Consider the following 15,486-nt stretch of genomic DNA (forward strand, 5'->3'; position numbering starts at 1 on the left):
GCCCCGCACTCACCACCGTCATGCCCCGCGCTCGCACCGGGTGGGGTCACTCCTCGACCGTCAGCCCCTTCCGCAGCCGCACCAGCGTCCGCGACAGCAGTCGTGACACGTGCATCTGGGAGATCCCGAGCTCGTCGCCGATCTCGGACTGGGTCAGGCCCGCCACGAACCGCAGGGAGAGGATCTTCCGGTCCCGGGGCGGGAGTTCGGCGATCAGGGGCTTCAGGGACTCGACGTACTCGATGCCCTCGATGCCGTGGTCCTCGTAGCCGATCCGGTCGGCCAGGGCGCCCTCGGCGTCGTCCTCCTCCGGCTGGGCGTCCAGGGAAGAGGCCGTGTACGCGTTGGACGCGGCCATGCCCTCGACGACCTCGTCCTTGGTCAGGCCGAGGCGCTCGGCCAGTTCACCCACCGTCGGGGCGCGGTCCAGCCGCTGGGCCAGTTCGTCGCCCGCCTTGGCGAGGTCGAGCCGGAGCTCCTGGAGCCGGCGGGGCACTCGCACCGACCAGGACGTGTCGCGGAAGAAGCGCTTGATCTCACCGACGATGGTTGGCATCGCGAAGGTGGGGAACTCCACACCTCGGGAGAGTTCGAAGCGGTCGATCGCCTTGATCAGGCCGATCGTGCCGACCTGGATGATGTCCTCCATCGGTTCGCTGCGGGAGCGGAAGCGGGAGGCGGCGAACTTGACCAGGGCGAGGTTGAGCTCGACGAGCGTGTTGCGGACGTACGAGTATTCGTGGGTGCCCTCCTCCAGCGACTCCAGCCGCGCGAAGAGGGTCTTGGAAAGGGCCCGTGCGTCCACCGGCCCCACCTCGTCGAACGGGGGGATCTCCGGAAGCCCGGCAAGTGGGTCGTCCTGCTCGATGGGATCCAGATGTTCCGGGGGGGATGTCGACGTCGCTGTCGGGGTATGCGAGGCGTCGAGCCGGGGTGACATGATGTCCTCCATCGTTCTCGGCATATGGGCTGCCGAAGCCATTTGCGTGCACTGCGGTGTGCGGCGCCTCCAAAGCCGGCCGTGTCGAGTACGTGTCCTTACTAGCCCTACCCGCTTTCCTGACCCCACCGCAAGTGCATTCTGTTCGGATATGTCCGTTTGTGTGCAGATGTTCGGGTGTCGAGGCGTGAAGGGAAGGCGTAGTGTTCGTGGGCGTCAGGAGCAGCCACGACGTCGGGAGAGAGAGACGGCATGGACCGCGGGACGGTCGGCAGCGCACAGTCTGGCCGGCTTCTGGTCGAGGTGCGGAAACAAGGCGCCAGCGCCGTTGTGACCCCGGCGGGTGAGTTGGATCACCACACCGCCGATCTGTTGCGTGAGCCACTCGAGGCCTGCCTCGACGACGGCTTCCATCGGCTGGTGGTGGACTGCTCGCGTCTGGAGTTCTGTGACTCCACCGGGCTCAACGTACTTCTCGGCGCACGACTGAAGGCCGAGGCCGCCGGTGGCGGAGTCCATCTCGCCGGGATGCTGCCCGTGGTGGCACGCGTCTTCGAGATCACCGGCGCCGATGCGGTGTTCACCGTCCATGACACGCTCGAAGCGGCCCTGGCCGACGAGACCGGCTGAGCCGGTCCGTCGGGCCTCGTGGTGCCCCGGGCGTCCCTGTGCGCCCGGTGCGTTCCACGCGCGTCCGCCTCGCGAGGAAAGGCGCGGGCCGAAACAGGGGGGTGTTCCGCCGGTTCGGTCGGGCAGGAGACATCCTGAAAAAGACGTCAGGCGCGGCGACGGATCCATCGTCGATCTACGTACTGAACTCTGACTATTGAATTGTGAACTGGTGAATCGGTGAGGTGAAGCGCTGATGAGCAGCACCCGGCCTTTCTCGCCGGGCGACCGCGGCCCGGAGGCCGACGGCGCTTCCGGGGTGTCCGAAGGGGGTGCGGCCGTGCCGCCCGAGTCGTCGGCGGGCCGGCAGGTCCGCAGACTGAGCTTCGACGGCGCGAGCGGCGTCGTCCCCCTGGCCCGCGACTTCGCCCGACAGGCGTTGTACGCGTGGGGCTGGCTGCCCGCCACAGGCGCCGACCAGCGGGCCGCCGCCGAGGATGTCCTGCTCGTCGTCTCCGAACTGGTCACCAACGCCTGTCTGCATGCCGAGGGCCCCGACGAGCTGTGGATCGCGCTCGACAACAAGGTGATCCGCGTCGAGGTCTCCGACAAGGGCAACGGCCAGCCGGCCCCCCGCACCCCGCACCGCGCGGGCCGCCCCGGCGGCCACGGCATGTTCATCGTGCAGCGCCTCTGCCTGGACTGGGGTGTGGTCCGCAGCCCCGGACTGGCGGGCAAGAAGGTGTGGGCGGAGCTGGGCGCACCGGCGTAATCCGGTTGGCGGGCCGGGCGCGGCCCCCCTACCCTCGACCGCAACGCGCTGACGGAGACAAGTAGCCCCGGGCCACGCGAGCAGAGAGAGCCGCCGACAGCTGTGAAGGCGGCCTCGCGGTCCCGGTGCGAATCCACTCCCGAGTGCGGGGAGGAAATGCCCCGCCGGCCGGCCCCCGTCATCGGGCCCGAACGAGACCGTCGTATCGGCCGCAGCGATACGGCTCTACGACGGTGAAGACGTGGTGGCACCGCGAGCACCCTCTCGCCCACGTCCCGAGGGGCCCACCCCGGGGCGGCGCCTGCCGCTTCGGCAGCACCGGACGGAGCGGGCACCATGCTCGACGTCACCCTCATCCGACAGCACCCCGACCGAGTCCAGGACGCCCTGCGCAAGCGCGCCGTGGACGCCGACATCCCCACCTTCCTCGCCCTGGACGCCGCGTTCCGCGAGGCCCGTACCGCCGTGGAGCGGCTGCGTGGGGAGCGGCGGCGGATCTCGGCCGACATCGCCGTACGACGCCGGGCGGGCGAAGCCGCCGAGGAACTCCAGGCCGACGCCAAGGAGCTGACCGACCGGCTGGCCGCGGCCGAGACGGAACTCGCCCGGCTGACGCGGGAACACCGGACGTTCCTGGACGCTCTGCCCAACCTCCCGGACGACGACGTCGTCGCGGGCGGCAAGGAGAACAACCAGGTCGTACGGGTCACCGGAACCCCGCCCCAGTTCGACTTCGACGCCAAGGACCACGTCCGGCTCACCGAGGAACTCGGCCTCGTCGACCACAAGCGCGGCACCCGGCTCGCCGGCAGCGGCTACTGGGTCTACCGGGGCGACGGCGCCGCCCTGGAGTGGGCGCTGCTCAACCACTTCCTCGACACCCACCGCCGCGCGGGCTACGAGTTCGTGCTGCCGCCGCACCTGCTCACCTACGAAGCCGGTTATACGGCGGGGCAGTTCCCGAAGTTCGCCGACGAGGTCTTCCGCACGGACGACGACCACTTCCTCCTGCCCACCGCCGAGACCGCCCTGGTGAACCTGCACCGCGGCGAGACCCTCGACGAGGCCGAGCTCCCGCTCAAGTACGTGGCCTACACGCCCTGTTACCGCAAGGAGAGCGGCAGCCACCGCACCGCCGACCGGGGCACCCTGCGCGGCCACCAGTTCAACAAGGTCGAGCTGTTCCAGTTCGCCCGCCCCGAGGACTCGGAAGCCGCCCAGCGGGAACTCCTCGCCCGTGCCGAGGAGTTGGTCGCCGGGCTCGGACTGCACCACCGGGTCACCCAGCTCGCCGCCGAAGACACCAGCCCCGCCCAGGCCAAGACCTACGACGTCGAGGTCTGGCTGCCCAGCCTCGGCGCGTACGCCGAGGTCAGCTCGGTGTCGAACGCCCGTGAGTACCAGGCCCGGCGCGGCGGCATCCGCTACCGGCCGGCGGGCGGCGCCAAGTCGGCGTACGTCCACACCCTCAACGCCTCGGGCCTCGCCACCAGCCGGCTGCTGCCCGCTGTCCTGGAACAGCACCAGCGGGCCGACGGAACGGTCGAGGTGCCACGGGTGCTGAGGCGCTGGGGAGCCCCCGAACTCCTCCGTCCTCGGGTTACCCGGGGTTAGCTCTCCACTCGAACCTCCTCTCGTGCGCGCCGGATCGTCACAACTCCGGCGCGCACCTTGTCTTCCCTCCTTGCGAGCCCGGGCGTACCTTGACGGCCCATCTGATGTGCCGTCAGGTACTCGCGCAAGGCAGGAACCAGTCAGGGAAACGAGTAAGGGAGCGGAACCGTGTCGTACCGGAAACGAACCGCCGCGCTCGCGTCCACCGCGGCCCTGGCCGGCTCGGTGGTGCTGATGGCCGCCCCCGCCGCCCGGGCCGAGGTCGTCGACGTCAAGTACCAGTGCAAGACGCCGATCGGCGACAAGAGCGCCGTCTCGCCCATCGACATCAAGGGCGTCAAGAGCGGCAGCGGCTACAAGATCACCATGTCCTGGCAGAAGGGCGTCTCGTCCAGCCCGGTCGACCTGGGCAAGGGGTCGATGAAGCCGAGCGCGGTCATCCAGCTGGGCGGTGCGGAGAAGGGCACCCTGAAGGTGACCGGCTCGGCCAACCAGGCGGTGGTGCCCGCCAACACCCCCATCAAGATCAATGACTTGAGCGGGACGTACACGCCGAAGGAGTCCGGCAAGGTCACCTTCACGGCGGGTGTGCTGACGATCATCGCGCTCGGTACGACGACGACGTGTACGCCGACGAACAGTCCTGGGCCGTCTCTGAGTCTCGATGTGACCGCCGCGGGTGGCTCCGCCGGGGGTGCGCAGGGTGGGTCCGGCTCCGATTCCGACTCCGGTTCCGGTGACTCGCTTCCGCAGACCGGGCCCGAGGATTCGGCGATCGCGCTCGGGACGCTGGGCGGCACGGTGTTGCTCGCGGGGGCGGCGGGGTCGTTGTGGGTTACGCGGAGGCGTCGGCGTTCTGCTGGGTGAGGGGCGCCTTCGGGGGTGCCGCGCCGTGGCCTCTTGCGGCTGCGGCGCCGTTGTCGCTGGTCGCGCCCGCGCGGCGGTAGCCGCAGATCGATACAGCCCCGCGCCCCTGACGGGGCGCGTATCTCAACGCATGATCTACGGAGCCGCCGATGTCGTTCGCCCTTCGGGTCATGGGGCTGACCTTGCTCGCTCTGCTCTTCGCCGCTCCGGGCGCGGCTGCCGCCGACGGGTGGTCTGTCGCGCCCTCGGGTGGGGCGCGGCCGGCGTTCTATGCCGAGGGTGAGCCCGGGGTGGTGCTGGAGGACACGGTGGCGTTGGTCAATAGGGGGGAGCGGGCTGTTGACGTCTCGCTGTCGGGCGTCGGTGCCCGTGTCGTCTTCGCCGGCTCCCGGCTCCGGCTGGTTCCGGGGACGCGTACCGAGGTGCCCTTCACTGTGACCGTTCCGGACGAGGACGGTGCCGCCGGGATCGTGGTCCGGGACTCCGACGGGCGTACCCGGCGGGTGGCCGTTCACCTCCGGGCCGCGGTGCCCACCGTGTCCGCGCTGACCGTCGAGCACCTTGCCGTGCGCGGGGACCGGATCACGTACGAGCTGGTCAATCGGGGGACGACGCCCCTCGTGCCCACGCTCGCGGTCCGCGCGGACGGAATCTTCGGCCGGGTCCTCGACCGGGCCCCGCGCACCCTGTCGGCCGAGCTGGCGCCGGGGCGGCGGCTCAGGCTCAGCGAGCCGTGGAGTGCGCCCGCGCTGGACTCCGTCGAGGTGCGGCTGACGGTGACGGCGGCGGGCGGGGTGCGGGACACGGCGAGTGTGTCGACGGGGAGCGGGCCGTGGGGGGCGGGGGTCGCCGGGGCGGTGGCCGCCGGGGGTGCGCTGTTCGTCGTACGACGTCGAAGGCGCCGTCAGGGCGACGCGCCTGAACCCCCTTGTGCCGAGGTCGAGTTGACGGGAGCGGTGTCGTGAAGGTGCGGATCCTGGTGCTGGCGGCGCTCCTGGCGCTGGTGTCGGTCGGGTCGTTGCCCGTCCAGGCCGCCGAGCGGCCCACCGTGAAGCTCTCCAAGTCCCAGGCGGGGACCGGCGGTTCGATCACCGTCACCGGCAGCGGCTGGCGTTCGAAGGCGCTGCTGATGATCCTGGTCTGCGGTCAGGCCGTGCCGTCACGGGGTGTGCCCGGCGGCACCAACTCCTGTGCCAACGCGGACGGTCGGGCCGTCACCACCGATGCCGACGGCCGTTTCAGCAAGAAGCTGCCGGTCGCCGAGCCGCCCGTGCCCTGCCCCTGTGTGGTGCACGTGGCGACGGTGACCGGGGCGAAGGCCGAGGCCGACGCCATCTTCCAGGTCGCCGGACACGCGGTGGAGCCGCTGCCCGCCGAGGCCTCCGGCGGGCGGCTGTCGGTGCTCACCGACACCCGGCTCGACGGCTCCAGCGGACTGCTGACCTGGTTCGGGGCCCCGCCCGTCCGCACCCTCGTCTTCACCGTCGGCAACGTCGGCACCTCGGAGATCAAGAACCCCCTCTTCCAGGTCGGCACCTCCCACGGCGTGTTCGCGCCGCAGTGGGAGGAACAGCAGTGGCGCGGCACGATCGGGCCCGGAAAGAAGGCGCGCATCGAACTGCCCGTCGAACTCACCGGCGGCGCGCACGGTGACTACACCGTGTCCCTCAAGTACGGCGGCAAGGTCCTCGCCGAACAGCCCTGGGGCGTGGGCCGGCCCTGGGGCGTGACCGTGTTCTGGATCCTGGTCTGTCTGGTCGTGCCCGCCGCGCTGTTCCGTATCGGGATGGCCGTGATCGACCGGGCGCGGCCGCACCGGTCCGGCCGCGCACGGACCCCGGTCCGGCTGCGACTGCCCGAACTCACCCTGCGGCTCCCGGGGTTGCACATCCCGGACCGGGAGCCGCCGCCCCCTTCGACCCTGCCGTGGTTCACCCCGGACTCCGATCCGGGCGCCGCCGGCCGGCTCTCCGCACCGCACGACGACAACTCCACGACCGTTCCTAGAGACTGAGCGGGAGTGAGTCCTGTTGCCAGAACTCATGCTCAGCCGAACGCCCCGAACGGTGCTGAGCGTTCTGGTGGCCCGCGTTCGCTCCGCGGTCCGGCGGCACGGATCGTGTCCGTGGTCCGGAGATGTGGGGGCGGGTTCCCTCACGCCCAGGGACTCCTGGTCCGGCCTGGACGGTCCGATGCCCGACACCATCGCTCTGGTGGTGCCGGGGCGGTGCCGTCCGTCGCCGGATCGGGCGTCCCTGGGCGCGCCGTCCGATCGCCACGGCGGCCGCGTCGTGGCGAGTCGTCTTCCTGTTTTCGTGGGTGAGGGGCTTTTGCCAGTGCTGGGCGCCCCACTTGGAGGTGTAGGCGGGGTCGACCGCGACGATCGTGATGGCGGTCTGGTCGGCCATGGAGGTGAGCCGGGCGCGGAGCCTGCCGGTGGGCATGCCGGAGATCAACTGCCTGAACCGTTTGCGTCGGCCGTGTTTCTCACGGGTCTTCTCCGCGGCGAAGTCCAGGTCCTCGACCGCGATCGCCTTCACGCCGCAGGTGCGGGCCCAGTGCAGCAGCCGGGTCAGAGCGTGGCGGACCTGAGCGTCCCGATGCTCGGCGGTGCCGGTCAGGTCGAAGGCGAAGCGGCGCGGGCTGCCGGCCGGGTTGCCGTGGGTGTCCAGGCGCCAGGCGGCCAGGTGATCGGCGTTCATGTCTACGCCGATCACACCGTGCGCGAGGGCGGCGGCCATCGGGACGGTCCGGGAAATCGGGAGCTGCCAGGAAGCGGTCAGATACCAGCGGCCACGGTCCACATCGAGGTGGATGCGGTAGGCGACCGCCCGGTTCGCCGCCACCCGGTCCGCCCACTCCTGCCCCCGGTGCGGGAAGCCGACCCGGCAGGCCAGGACGTACCGGCCGTGCGGGGCGTTGGCCAGATGTGTGAGCGGCGCCGGGAGTTTGATGCTCACCTCGCCGTCCGGGCTGACACGGATCGTCTCGTTGCCGTATCGCTTCCCCGACTCGCCGTCCGCCTGCAGGAAGCAGCGCTCTGCCTCCCACCGCCGACGCCAGTCGGCCTCGGTGAGCTGGGCGTCAGACAGGTGGTGGCGGGTGCGGGCCAACCGTTTCCCGCCGCGCACCACGTGTACGGTCCCGGCCTCGCGGTCGGCCCGCACGCGCTCCAGACGGCCCTCCAGGACGTGCAGGCGGCGGGTCTTGGCGTGCCACTCCCGCCTGCTGCGATAACCACCGGGCGCCTTCTTCGAGCCCTTCGCGCCGACCGGCAGCGACAGCCGGTGCGCGATCGTACGGATCCCCGCCTCAAGGCACTGGATGTGGGCGAGCTGGCAGCGGCGGGCCAGCGCCCACTGATCATGCGTGGCCTTGGTCAGCGACCCGGCCCACCGGGACGACGACGCAGCCGTCAGCTCCCGCTTGCGGGCCGCCGACGTCGTTGCGGAGTGCCCCAGACCCTCCGTACACCGCACCTTCAAGTCCCGGGAGGCCAGCGAGCCGAGGTGCGCACCGACCAGCGCGAGGACCTTCTCATCGGCGGGCGTGAGCTGCTTGAGACGGGTCCGGACCGCCACCCCCGAGGGACCGGGCACGACAAACGACGCCGCAACCTCCCGCAACCCGTCCACCCCCATACAGCCCCCGAGAACCCGTTCATCACACCCAACGAACACCGCGCGGAAAGGTCACACATTCGACGACCGAACCCCGATTCCCCTCGCGGAAAGCAGCACCCAGCAGCGCGTCAGACCCCTGCGCGCTCACTCACACCAGAACGCACTCGTACTCAGTCAAACTCCAGCAGTTCCCAACCCCCACCAGAAAGGGATCCACGTGAGACAGCGAAGGAGAGTCCTGCCGGGCGCGAGAGTCGCGCTCGCGCTCGGCTGTGCGGGCGCGCTGATCGGTGTGGCCGCGGGGCCCGCGCAGGCCGCCGAGGTGTCGTTCGCCACCAAGTGCGTACCGCCCGCGGCCTCCGGGCTCGACCCGGTCGACGGCACCACCAAGGTCGAGATCACCGCGCCGGCCACCGCCAAGGTCGGCGACGAGGTCGAGGTGGTGTGGAAGTTCGTCCAGGCCGCATCCAAGAACCCCGACCTCATCGACCTGCCGGCGAACTCCGTCAAGCCGTCCGGCACCCTCAAGGCGGCCGGCGCCCAGAGCGCCGACGTCCCGATGGCGGGCCCGCAGGAGAACCCGGCCATTCCCAAGGGCGGCGCCATGGTCCTCTCCGACATGAAGGGCAAGCTGAAGCTGACGACGGCCGGCGAGGTCACGCTGACGCCGGACGCGTACAAGATCACTGCCTTCAGCACGGACACGAACTGCACGCCGACGGAGACCGTGCAGTCGGCGGCGACCATCAAGGTCGAGGCGGGGAACGGGAGTTCGTCACCGAGTCCCACCCCGAGTCCGACCGAGAGCGAGAGCACGTCCCCGACGCCGACGGAGACTGCCACGCAGAGCCCTTCCTCCAGTCCGTCCGAGACCGGCGGCGGGCAGACCGACTTCACCGGCGAGGTCGTCGACATCCCCTACACCTGCGAATCGCCCATCGGGACACAGAAGGCGACCTCCACGATCCAGATCAACGCCAAGAAGAACGGCGGGGACTTCGACATCACCGTCCAGTTCAAGAAGTCGCCGATGAACAGTCCGGCGCCCATTCCCGCGGGCAAGCTCCAGCCGTTCATGAACGTCGTGCTGGGCGGCGCCGACGAGGGGTCGGTGTCGGTGGAGGGGCCGGTCAACGCCGAGGAGATCAAGTCGGGGGACCCGATCGAGATCCCGGACATGACCGGTACCTACAAGCCGGGGGCCACGGGTGAGTCGACGCTGTCGCCGGGGGTGCTGACGATCAAGGCACTCGGTACGACGACGACTTGCACGCCGGACAAGACGTCAGTGTCGCTGACTCTGGACACGGCCGAGCAGGAGGGTGGGGCGTCCGGTGGATCGTCGTCCACGGGGGGTGGCGGTTCGTCGTCCTCCGGGGGGCTCGCCGCGACGGGGTCCGAGGACCATGGCGCGTTGAAGGCCCTGGGGTTGGTGGCCGGTACGGCCGTTTTGTTGGGTGCGGGTGTGTTCACCTTCCTTCCGGGGCGGCGGCGTCTGCGGTGACGGGGCTGCGGGCCGGTGGGGGCTTGTCGCGCCCACGCGGCGGTAGCCGCACATGGAACACAGCCCCGCGCCCCTAGGTCGGTTGCGCCTACGCGTGTTTCACCAGCCAACGTAGGACCAGCTCGTCCACCTGGCTCATGAGGGCGCCTCCATGGGAGGCGCCCTCCAGTGTGCGGACGGTCGCGTCCCTGTGACCCAACCGCCGTTCCGCTGCCGCCAGTTCCGTCGAATGGGCCGGTGGTACGAAGTCCCGCTTCGAGTGGATGAGCAGCATCGGGGCGTCGTTCGGGCCGGAGGCGTGGGTGCGGGCCGCCAGGTCGGTCCAGCGGGACCAGCACCGGGGGCCCGTGCGGTCGGGGTCGCAGCCGACCAGGCGCTGCCCCTCCTGGCGTAGGCGGCGCTGCTGGGCCGTGGCTCCGGGGCGGCCGCCGTCCACCCAGGCGCGGTAGGGGGAGGCGACCGGGGAGAGGGCCACCACGCCCCGGACCAGCGATCCGCCCGCGCCGTACGTCGCCGCGTCCAGGGCGAGCTGGCCGCCCGCGGAGGAGCCGAGCAGCAGGGGCCGGCCGGGGGAGTCGGCGGCGATCCAGCGCAGAGCCGCCCGGACGTCCTCGCGTTGCGCGGGCCAGCGGGCGTCGGTGTTCAGCCGGTAGTCGGTCTCGTAGACGCGGAAGCCCCGGGCCGCCAGCCACCGTGCCGTGCGGCTCCAGTCGGCGTCCTCGGCCCAGTACCCGCCGTGCAGGATCACCAGCGGCGGGGCGCCCCGGTCGCCGTAGACCGTGATCGTCTGCCGTTCGTGGCCGCCGTACGGGATGGTCTCCGGGGCCGCCTCGACGACCGCGCCGGACGACGACATGAGGAAGCCGAGGGCCGCGGCCACGGACAGGAACGTACGACGCATGCTCCCGATGGTGTGGTGCGGTCCTCGAGCGCGGCCGGAAAACCCCGAAGGGCCACCGCACCGGGTGGTGAGGCGGCCCTTCGTTCGAAGAAACGTCAGTGCACGGAGCCCATGAGCTCCTTGACGCGGCTGCGGTACATCCAGACCGCGACACCGGCGACCACGGCGAGCGTGGCCTCCAGGGCGACGATGCCCGTCTTGTTGAGGTCGACGCCGGCGATGGAGAGCAGACCGGTCGTGGCGTCACCGGCGGTGACGGCCAGGAACCAGACGCCCATCATCTGGGAGGCGTACTTGGCCGGGGCCATCTTCGTCGTCACCGACAGGCCGACCGGCGACAGAAGCAGCTCGCCCACCGTCTGGACGAAGTAGATCGCCACCAGCCACGCCGCGGCCGCCTTGTGACCGCCCTCGGCGATCGACAGCGGGGCGAGGAACAGGAAGAAGGACGCGCCGACCAGGACCAGGCCCGAGGCGAACTTCACGATCGTGCTCGGCTCCTTGCCGCGCCGGTTCAGCGCGAGCCAGAACCAGGCGAAGACCGGGGCCAGCGCCATGATCAGGACCGGGTTGACCGACTGGTACCAGGAGACCGGGAACTCCCAGCCGAAGATGGTGTTGTCGGCGGAGGAGTCGGCGAAGATCGACAGGGTCGAGCCGCCCTGGTCGTAGATCATCCAGAACACGGCCGCGGCGACGAAGAACCAGATGTACGCCGACATCGAGCGCTGCTCGGTGCGGTCCAGGTCCTTGTCGCGCTTGATGCGGCCCAGCACCATCACCGGGATGATCAGGCCGAGCAGCGTCAGCGGGACCAGGATCCAGTTCAGCGTGTAGTGGCCGGAGAAGCCGACGATCGCGTAGAAGACCACGGCGACGGCGGCCCAGATCGCGGCCTTGCGGAGCGTGGAGGCCTTCTCCTCGGCGGACAGCGGCGTCGGTACGACGCTGGAGCGGTCCGCGAGGTGACGGGAGCCGATCAGGAACTGGCCGAGGCCCAGCGCCATGCCGAGCGCGGCGAGCGCGAAGCCCAGGTGCCAGTTGACGTTCTCCCCGATGGTGCCGATGACCAGCGGCGCGGCGAACGCGCCGAGGTTGATGCCCATGTAGAAGACGGTGAAGCCACCGTCGCGGCGCGGGTCGTCCTTGCCCTCGTAGAGGTGGCCGACCATCGTCGAGATGTTGGCCTTCAGCAGACCGGAGCCGATCGCCACGAGGCCGAGACCGGCGTAGAAGGTGCCGGAGTTCGGCAGGGCCAGGGTGAGGTGGCCGAGCATGATGACGCCACCGGCGACGGCGACGGTCTTGCGGGGACCCCAGACGCGGTCGCCGAACCAGCCGCCGGGCAGCGCGAGCAGGTACACCAGCGACACGTACACGGAGTAGATCGCGGTCGCCGTCGCGGCGCTGAGGTGGAGGCCGCCCGGGGCGACGAGGTACAGCGGGAGGAGAGCCCTCATGCCGTAGTAGGAGAAACGCTCCCACATCTCGGTCATGAAGAGAGTGGCCAGTCCGCGGGGGTGGCCGAAGAAGGTCTGCTCGGTGCCGGGGGTGCCCGGTCGGGCCGAGTCCTTCGTCAGGCTGGACGCCATGGTCGTTCCTTGCTGGTGGGGACGCGCAACGTGTTTCCAGGCCGACGGTGGCCGGCCCGCACACAAAAGAGACCCTCAGCCGAACTGCTCTGCCAAAGGTCCCCGTGCTGCAAAAGGCGTCTTTCACCATACGGCAGGACAGTGCCGGAAATGAAAGGACTTGAGAGATGGATCACAGGTGTCAGGGAACCGTACACACCTTTTCCAAGGCTCTTACCGGGTTCTCACCGTCAAGACATAGGTTCGTACCAGAACGCCCCATGGTAAGAATCACGGGCTTGCGATCACACCCCAGCTTCTGTCAAGGGCGGTCTACCATCAGCTCATGACCCGTGTACTGCTCGCCGAGGACGATGCGTCCATCTCGGAGCCGCTGGCCCGCGCACTGCGACGGGAGGGGTACGAGGTCGAGGTGCGCGAGGACGGCCCCACCGCCCTCGACGCCGGCATCCAGGGCGGCATCGATCTGGTCGTGCTGGACCTCGGACTCCCCGGCATGGACGGCCTCGAGGTGGCACGCCGACTGCGTGCCGAAGGCCTCACCGTGCCCATCCTCATCCTGACCGCGCGTGCGGACGAGGTGGACACCGTCGTGGGGCTCGACGCCGGCGCCGACGACTACGTCACCAAGCCGTTCCGGCTCGCCGAACTGCTCGCCCGTGTCCGGGCCCTGCTCCGGCGCGGTGCGGCGGAGCCGGCGCAGCCGCCGGCGACGCACGGGGTGCGGATCGACGTGGAGTCCCACCGTGCGTGGATGGGCGAGGAGGAGCTTCAGCTGACGGCCAAGGAGTTCGACCTGCTGCGGGTCCTGGTGCGGGATGCCGGGCGGGTCGTCACGCGTGACCAGCTCATGCGCGAGGTCTGGGACACGACGTGGTGGTCGTCCACCAAGACGCTCGACATGCACATCTCGTGGCTGCGGAAGAAGTTGGGCGACGATGCGGCCAACCCCCGTTACATCGCCACCGTGCGTGGAGTGGGCTTCCGGTTCGAGAAGAGCTGAGCTTCGTCGGCGGCCGCGGGCCCGTGGGGGCTGGTCGCGCCCACGCGGCGGTAGCCGCACATCGGGACAGCCCCGCGCCCCTAGGGGGTTGACCGTGCCGTCGGCACAAAGCTCAACGTAAGTCACCTGCCCGGAGGGCCCCGTGCGTCGCCGTCTTATTCAGTCCACCCTCGCTGTCGTGCTGGTCGTCATCGCTGTCTTCGGTGTGAGTCTCGTCATCGTCGAGACGCGGACCATCAGCAACAGTGCCCAGGAGCGGGTCGACTCCGAGGCCGTGCGGCTGGCCAGCATCGTGGACAGCCGGCTGCTCGGGGAGCAGACCGTCGACGCGCGGGTGCTGAAGGAGCAGGTCGCCGGGGACCGGTACGCCGTGATCCGGATCCCGGGAGAGCCCGTCATCGAGGTCGGCACCGAGGCGACCGGGGACGTCATCAGCGCCACGGAGACGGGCGAGGAGGGCGAGACGGTCACCGTCCAGGAGCCGCGCTCGTCGGTGACCCGGGAGGTCGGCCGGACCCTGCTGATCATCGGGGCGGTGGCGCTGCTCGCGGTGATCGCGGCCGTGCTGCTCGCCGTACGGCAGGCCAACAAGCTGGCGTCGCCGCTGACCGACCTCGCCGAGACCGCGGAACGGCTCGGTTCCGGCGACCCGCGCCCCCGGCACAAGCGCTACGGCGTCCACGAGCTCGACCGGGTCGCCGACGTCCTGGACTCCTCCGCCGAGCGCATCGCCCGCATGCTCACCGCCGAGCGGCGGCTGGCGGCGGACGCCTCCCACCAGCTGCGCACGCCGCTCACCGCCCTGTCCATGCGGCTTGAGGAGATCACCCTCACCGAGGACCTGGACACGGTGAAGGAAGAGGCCACCATCGCGCTCACGCAGGTGGAACGCCTGACGGACGTGGTGGAGCGGCTGCTCACCAACTCCCGCGACCCCCGTACCGGCTCCGCCGTCTCCTTCGAGCTCGACGAGGTCATCCAGCAGCAGCTCGCCGAGTGGCGCCCCGCCTACCGCAGCGCGGGCCGCGCCATCGTGAGCTCCGGCAAGCGGCATCTGCGCGCGGTCGCTACACCGGGCGCGGTGGCGCAGGTGCTGGCGGCACTGATCGAGAACTCGCTCATGCACGGTGGCGGCACGGTGGCGCTGCGTACCCGGGTGACCGGCAACCAGGCGGTCATCGAGGTCACGGACGAGGGGCCGGGGGTGCCTGCGGACCTGGGCGCGCGGATCTTCGAGCGGGCGATCAGCGGGCGGAACTCGACGGGTATCGGCCTCGCCGTGGCCCGGGACCTCGCGGAGGCCGACGGAGGGCGTCTGGAGATGCTCCAGGCGCAGCCGGCGGTGTTCGGGCTGTTCCTGTCGCGTACGCCGGTGCAGAAGCCGGTACCGGAAGCGGAGCCGACCGTACGGTGACCGGGCGGCTCAGCCGACCCGCTGCCTGCTCCGCTGCTTCGGCCGCCGGGTCTGCACCGCTTCCGCCTCGGCCAGGAACGATTCCGCGCTGGCGACCACCTCGGGTCCCGGCAGGGTCTTGAACACCCACGACCGGTAGGACCAGAAACGGAACAGGGTGGCGACGCCGATGCCGACGAACTTGAAGATGTTGCTCTGCAGCGGGCTGTCCCAGCCGAACCCGTACGTCGCCGCGTAGAGCACGCCGTTCTCGATCACCAGACCGACCGCGCTGAACAGCAGGAAGAGGGTCAGCTCCTTGGTGCGGCCGCTCTTGTCGCGCTCCCGGTAGGTGAAATACCGGAAGCCGATGTAGTTCGAGATGATCGCGACGACCGTGGCGACCACACTGGCGCGCACCACCGGGAGGTCGGTCGTGTGCCGCACCAGGTTGAAGACGAGAAGGTTGACGAGCAGACCCGCTCCGCCCACGGCGCCGAACTTGGCGGCCTCGCGCACGAGCCGGTCGACGCGTTGTCGTACCGCGCTCGGAGGCGCCGCATGAAGCGCCGAGGAACCACGTCCCATGGTCGTGCCTGCCCCGTCCGTCCGGTTTCGTCAACCAAGCCATGCTAACCACCCCCCTGTGCAAACGCTTGTGGACGAGC

The 15,486-nt window shown here is 70.3% G+C and carries 14 protein-coding genes; 9 read left to right on the forward strand and 5 right to left on the reverse strand.

Annotated features, from left to right (window positions below):
* Nucleotides 1-46: 46 nt before the first annotated feature.
* Nucleotides 47-952 carry an RNA polymerase sigma factor SigF gene (locus QF037_RS27825; RefSeq protein WP_307029765.1) on the reverse strand — a complete coding sequence of 302 codons (906 nt, stop codon included), beginning with the start codon at nucleotides 950-952 and terminating at the stop codon, nucleotides 47-49.
* Nucleotides 953-1,192: 240 nt separating this feature from the next.
* Here QF037_RS27825 and QF037_RS27830 point away from each other — a divergent pair, with 240 nt between their 5' ends.
* From QF037_RS27830 to QF037_RS27855, 6 genes are all read left to right on the forward strand, one after another.
* The gene (locus QF037_RS27830; RefSeq protein WP_307029767.1) at nucleotides 1,193-1,570 is read left to right on the forward strand and encodes an STAS domain-containing protein; all 378 of its coding nucleotides are present in this window, start codon (nucleotides 1,193-1,195) and stop codon (nucleotides 1,568-1,570) included.
* A 235-nt stretch (nucleotides 1,571-1,805) separates the two neighbouring features.
* Nucleotides 1,806-2,321 carry an ATP-binding protein gene (locus tag QF037_RS27835; RefSeq protein WP_307029769.1) on the forward strand — a complete coding sequence of 172 codons (516 nt, stop codon included), beginning with the start codon at nucleotides 1,806-1,808 and terminating at the stop codon, nucleotides 2,319-2,321.
* Between the two features lie 336 nt (nucleotides 2,322-2,657).
* Nucleotides 2,658-3,935, forward strand: coding sequence for a serine--tRNA ligase (gene serS, locus QF037_RS27840; RefSeq protein WP_307029772.1), 1,278 nt, complete (start codon nucleotides 2,658-2,660; stop codon nucleotides 3,933-3,935).
* Nucleotides 3,936-4,103: 168 nt separating this feature from the next.
* A complete protein-coding gene (locus QF037_RS27845; RefSeq protein WP_307029773.1) occupies nucleotides 4,104-4,802 on the forward strand; it encodes an LPXTG cell wall anchor domain-containing protein in 699 nt (232 codons plus the stop codon).
* Nucleotides 4,803-4,951: 149 nt separating this feature from the next.
* The gene (locus tag QF037_RS27850) at nucleotides 4,952-5,767 is read left to right on the forward strand and encodes an LPXTG cell wall anchor domain-containing protein (RefSeq protein ID WP_307029775.1); all 816 of its coding nucleotides are present in this window, start codon (nucleotides 4,952-4,954) and stop codon (nucleotides 5,765-5,767) included.
* A 2-nt stretch (nucleotides 5,768-5,769) separates the two neighbouring features.
* Nucleotides 5,770-6,816 carry a hypothetical protein gene (locus QF037_RS27855; protein ID WP_307037392.1) on the forward strand — a complete coding sequence of 349 codons (1,047 nt, stop codon included), beginning with the start codon at nucleotides 5,770-5,772 and terminating at the stop codon, nucleotides 6,814-6,816.
* Here the strand turns inward: QF037_RS27855 and QF037_RS27860 are convergent.
* Nucleotides 6,806-8,443 carry a transposase gene (locus QF037_RS27860; protein ID WP_307029777.1) on the reverse strand — a complete coding sequence of 546 codons (1,638 nt, stop codon included), beginning with the start codon at nucleotides 8,441-8,443 and terminating at the stop codon, nucleotides 6,806-6,808. The two genes, QF037_RS27855 and QF037_RS27860, sit on opposite strands and share 11 nt — an antisense overlap.
* Before the next feature lie 199 nt (nucleotides 8,444-8,642).
* On the opposite strand from QF037_RS27860, the gene QF037_RS27865 reads away from it, so the two are divergent.
* Nucleotides 8,643-9,929, forward strand: coding sequence for a hypothetical protein (locus tag QF037_RS27865; protein WP_373463822.1), 1,287 nt, complete (start codon nucleotides 8,643-8,645; stop codon nucleotides 9,927-9,929).
* Nucleotides 9,930-10,017: 88 nt separating this feature from the next.
* Here QF037_RS27865 and QF037_RS27870 read toward each other — a convergent pair whose 3' ends face one another.
* Both QF037_RS27870 and QF037_RS27875 read right to left on the reverse strand, forming a co-directional pair.
* On the reverse strand, nucleotides 10,018-10,830 hold the full coding sequence (locus QF037_RS27870; RefSeq protein ID WP_307029779.1) for an alpha/beta hydrolase: 813 nt from the start codon (nucleotides 10,828-10,830) through the stop codon (nucleotides 10,018-10,020).
* A gap of 95 nt (nucleotides 10,831-10,925) precedes the next feature.
* Nucleotides 10,926-12,422 (reverse strand): oligopeptide:H+ symporter, encoded by a 1,497-nt coding sequence (locus tag QF037_RS27875; protein WP_307029781.1) that lies wholly within the window; start codon nucleotides 12,420-12,422, stop codon nucleotides 10,926-10,928.
* A gap of 325 nt (nucleotides 12,423-12,747) precedes the next feature.
* On the opposite strand from QF037_RS27875, the gene QF037_RS27880 reads away from it, so the two are divergent.
* The gene (locus QF037_RS27880) at nucleotides 12,748-13,425 is read left to right on the forward strand and encodes a response regulator transcription factor (protein ID WP_266826134.1); all 678 of its coding nucleotides are present in this window, start codon (nucleotides 12,748-12,750) and stop codon (nucleotides 13,423-13,425) included.
* 142 nt (nucleotides 13,426-13,567) lie between these two features.
* Entirely contained in the window at nucleotides 13,568-14,839 is a 1,272-nt protein-coding gene (locus QF037_RS27885; protein WP_307029784.1) for an ATP-binding protein, read from the forward strand.
* A gap of 9 nt (nucleotides 14,840-14,848) precedes the next feature.
* On the opposite strand, the gene QF037_RS27890 is transcribed toward QF037_RS27885, so the two are convergent.
* On the reverse strand, nucleotides 14,849-15,406 hold the full coding sequence (locus QF037_RS27890; RefSeq protein ID WP_307029786.1) for a GtrA family protein: 558 nt from the start codon (nucleotides 15,404-15,406) through the stop codon (nucleotides 14,849-14,851).
* Nucleotides 15,407-15,486 lie beyond the last annotated feature (80 nt).

The sequence above is a fragment of the Streptomyces canus genome (assembly GCF_030815415.1).
Classification (GTDB): domain Bacteria; phylum Actinomycetota; class Actinomycetes; order Streptomycetales; family Streptomycetaceae; genus Streptomyces; species Streptomyces canus_F.